This window comes from Streptomyces sp. NK15101 (assembly GCF_020400725.1).
Lineage (GTDB): Bacteria > Actinomycetota > Actinomycetes > Streptomycetales > Streptomycetaceae > Streptomyces.
Genome location: NZ_JAINVG010000183.1, coordinates 1 through 3616 on the forward strand (window position 1 = coordinate 1; position 3616 = coordinate 3616).

At 73.9% G+C, this 3616-nt stretch carries 5 protein-coding genes and 1 pseudogene; 2 read left to right on the forward strand and 4 right to left on the reverse strand.

Annotated elements, in window-relative coordinates:
• Positions 1 to 323: zf-HC2 domain-containing protein (locus K7G60_RS38390; protein WP_225805597.1), on the reverse strand; the 323-nt coding region annotated here is incomplete at its 3' end.
• Entirely contained in the window at positions 320 to 907 is a 588-nt protein-coding gene (gene sigK / locus K7G60_RS38395; protein ID WP_225805601.1) for an ECF RNA polymerase sigma factor SigK, read from the reverse strand. The genes sigK and K7G60_RS38390, both read right to left, overlap by 4 nt.
• Before the next feature lie 375 nt (positions 908 to 1282).
• Here sigK and K7G60_RS38400 point away from each other — a divergent pair, with 375 nt between their 5' ends.
• The gene (locus tag K7G60_RS38400; protein WP_225805598.1) at positions 1283 to 1522 is read left to right on the forward strand and encodes a chaplin; all 240 of its coding nucleotides are present in this window, start codon (positions 1283 to 1285) and stop codon (positions 1520 to 1522) included.
• A gap of 176 nt (positions 1523 to 1698) precedes the next feature.
• Here K7G60_RS38400 and K7G60_RS38405 read toward each other — a convergent pair whose 3' ends face one another.
• Both K7G60_RS38405 and K7G60_RS38410 read right to left on the reverse strand, forming a co-directional pair.
• A complete protein-coding gene (locus tag K7G60_RS38405) occupies positions 1699 to 2109 on the reverse strand; it encodes an ATP-binding protein (RefSeq protein WP_225805599.1) in 411 nt (136 codons plus the stop codon).
• 100 nt (positions 2110 to 2209) lie between these two features.
• Complete coding sequence (locus K7G60_RS38410; protein ID WP_225805600.1) at positions 2210 to 2590, reverse strand: hypothetical protein; 381 nt, start codon at positions 2588 to 2590, stop codon at positions 2210 to 2212.
• 370 nt (positions 2591 to 2960) lie between these two features.
• Between K7G60_RS38410 and K7G60_RS38415 the strand changes: the two are divergent.
• Positions 2961 to 3616: pseudogene (locus tag K7G60_RS38415) on the forward strand (molybdopterin-binding oxidoreductase); the annotation flags it as partial.

The following is a 3616-nucleotide window of genomic DNA, read 5'->3' on the forward strand; positions in this document are numbered from 1 at the left end:
GCACTGGCGGCCAGAGCCAGCGGCAGGGCCCTGCGGCGCAGCACGCCGCCGAAGGCGGGTGCGGAGACCGGGGCGGGGATGCGCGGCGGGAGCTGGCGCACGCCGTCGATGGCGGCCATGACCTCGGCCTTGGCCGCCGCGGGCGGTACCTGGGAGACCGCCGCCGCCAGGCGCGCCGCGGTGGCCTCGAACTCCGCGACCTCCTGCCGGCAGGCCTCGCACGTCCGCAGGTGGTCTTCGAAGATGCCGCGCTCACCGGAGTCCAATGCGTCCAGGGCGTAGGCGGCGGCGAGGGTGTGGGCGTCGGTTGCGTCGTGTTTCATGTGGTCACCCCCATGCAGTCGCGGAGCCGGATGAGCCCGTCGCGCATGCGTGTCTTGATGGTGGGAAGAGGCGTGCGCAGGGCTTCGGCGACTTCACGGTAGGTCAGCCCCTGGTAGTAGGCCAGGGTCACCGCCTGCCGCTGCAGTTCGGTCAGGCCGCGCATGCAGCGGCGGACCTGTTCGGACTCCATCCGGGTCTCGACCTGTTCGGCGACCTCGTCGAACGCGGTGGTGTGTTCACGGGCGGCCTGAGCCTGCTCGCGGTCGGCGGCCGCCTGCGCGGAGCGGACCCGGTCCACGGCCCGCCGATGGGCGATGGTCGCGGCCCACGAGGTCACCGTGCCGGCGTCGGGCCGGTAGCGGGCGGCCTGGCGCCACAGATCGATCATGACCTCCTGGGCGACCTCCTCGGACTGCGCCCGGTCGCGCACGACTTTGATCACGATCCCGAACACCACGGGTGCGAGGGCGTCGTAGAGGACGGAGAAGGCCTGTTTGTCGCCGTGCGCGACCTTCTGCATGACCTCGGTCAGGTCGGTACGGCCCGTGGCGGGCCCGGCGCCGAAGGGGAGCGGTTGGTTCACCTGCGCCGCTCCGGCCGTGGCGAGACGACGAAGGGACGGCCGGGCGCGGCCGTCGGGGGACGGGGTGTCCATCGCATGTCGGTCCTTGACTGGTCGCTCGAGCGGTGGCCGGTCCACCCCACGGGTCGGGCCGGCCACCACAGGAGGTGGGCGTGTCACCGGTTCTTCGTAGCGGACGGGCGTGCGGATGGGAGGCCGTTTCGTCACCCGCGCCCCCGGCGGTTAACCCTTTCGAGGGAAGCTCGGGCTGCCGACCCAGCCGACGGGCGGGTGGCGGCGAAGGCACGGGTGAGGGAGCCGCTTGGTGTTCTGCGGTTCTCCGTGGGCCGCGCGGATCCGCCGCACGGCCTCGGACGTCCATGGGAGGTAGTCGAGATGGTTCGTGTACGACGCGGTCTTGCGGTGGCGGTGGCGGCAGGCGCCGTCGTGGTGGGCGGCGCGGCGGCGGCTTCGGCCGATGCCGGTGCGCAGGGAGTGGCCGCGCACTCCCCGGGGGTGGGCTCGGGCAACCTCGTCCAGGTGCCCCTCCACATCCCGGTCAACGCCTGCGGCAACACCGTCGGCGTCATCGGGCTGCTGAACCCGTCCTTCGGCAACACCTGCGTCAACGCCTGACCCGACGCCGGGAGAAGCCCCGGTCCGCCGCCGACAGGACGGGGTGGCGCGGACCGGTGACCTGACCCGGCGCGGAGGCGCGGGCGGTCGTGGAGGCACGCGGCGCGAAAGAGCCGTTGCCGTCCAGGTCGGCCGCGGGTGGCCGTCGGCACAGCCACCCGCGGCAACCCGCCGGGCTACCAGGTGAGGACCGCGATGACCTGCTTGCCGCGGCGTGAGGGGCTGACGAAGAGATCCGCCCCCAGCGCTCGGACGATCCCCAGGCCGCGTCCGCCCGGCTCGATCCGCTGCCCGCGGCCGTGCAGCCCGGACAGGTCGGCCGAGCCGTCGCCGACGGCGACACCCGCCCGACCCGGCTCCAGGCCGACCGTGAGCGCGTAGGGGCCGTCGGCATGCAGGACCGCGTTGGTGACCAGCTCCGACACGATGAGCACGAGATCCTCCGCGACGTCAGGGGGGCAGAGCGCCGCCTCCCGGGCCAGGAGCAGTTCCGCGGCCTGCCGGGCCTGTCGCGCTGCCCGCGCGGCCGCCGGGAGCCGGATGTGCAGCGTTGCCGGACATCCGCAGGACGCGATGGCGGTGTCCATGATCATCCCTCACATCGAGGAGCCCTCCTGGGCCTGGGGCCGCGGAGGGAACGGAGTGGGGTTCCGGTCTTCCCGGAACCCCACTGCGCCCTGCCGGTCGTCACCACTTGTCGTGGCAGTTCCAGTGGGCGGGAACCCAGTGGCTGACGTAGTGGCCGGCCACCCAGTGCTGCTTCCAGTGGCCCTTGCCCCACCATCCGTCGTGCCACTTCCCGTGGTGGTCCCGGTGGCCGTGGTGCCAGGAGCCCTGCTGCCACTTCCATTCCCAGTGGCCCTTGACCCACTTCTTGGCCCAGTGGCCCTTGACCCAGGTGCACTGCTCATGGCGGTGGTCACGGTCGCCGGTGACCGTCGAGGTCACCGCGGACGGCGCCGGCGCCGCGTTCGCCGTGGCGGAGACGCCCAGCACGGACGCGCCGGCCAGAAGCCCGGCCGAGGCCGCCCCGGCAACCAGCCGTCGCGCGCGCAGGGATGCGGTCATCGCACTCACCTCCTTCAGTCCGTCGATCGGCGTGTTCTGCGGCCCCTCACCTTCAGGAGCCTCCCGTGGGTGATTCGGGGCGAACCGCCCGCCGGATTGCGTGCACGTCGCGATTCCTCGTCCGCGCGCTCGTCCTGGCCCTCGGCCCCCGCGCCCGGTGGTCCGTACGTCCTGGCCCTCGGCCCCCGCGTCCGGTGGTCCGTGCGTCCTGTCCGGTGACCGAGCGCGCGCCGACGGTCCCGCCCGACCCGTTCCGGCAGTCGCAGGTCCGGGTCCGCCCGCTGCCTCCACGTCCGCGCCCCGAGGCGGCAAGGACCGGCGGGTTCACTCTTTCGGGGGTCGGACCAATCCGCCGGGCGGGGGCCGCCGAATGCCGGGTGTGAGCAGCTTCCGCAGCACCCTCTTCCGCGCCGCAGCGGGCGCGTCGGCCGGTCTTCTGGCCGCTTTCACGGCGCTCGCCGTGGCCGAGCTGGTCGCCGGACCGGTGCGGCCCGCCGCGGGGCCGGTGACCGTGGTGGGCGGCGCGGTGATCGACCGGACTCCGGCGGCGGTGAAGGACTTCGCGATCCGCACGTTCGGCGAGAGCGACAAGACCGTCCTGCGGCTCGGCATCCTGGCCGTCCTCGCGCTCGTCGCCATCGGCCTGGGCATGCTCGGCCTGCGCCGTCGGCGGGTCGGTGCCGCCGGTGTGCTGCTGTTCGGGATCGTCGGCGCCGCCGCGGCCCTCGACCGCCCCGACTCCACCGGCGTCGGTGACGCACTCCCCTCGATCGCCGGAGCCCTTGCCGGCGCCCTCACCCTGTACGTCCTGGCCTCCCGGGCAGCCCCCTCGACGCCCTCCGCGGACAGCGAAGGCGAAACCGGGGTGTGGAGCAGACGCGGATTCCTCGCCGCGGCCGGCGTGACCGCCGTCGCGGCGACATCAGCGGGCCTGCTCGGGCGCTTCCTGTCCGGCCGGCGAGGACGGGGTGCCGCCGCCTCCCGCGGGAGCCTGGTCCTGCCCGAGCCCTCTTCGCCGGCCCCTGC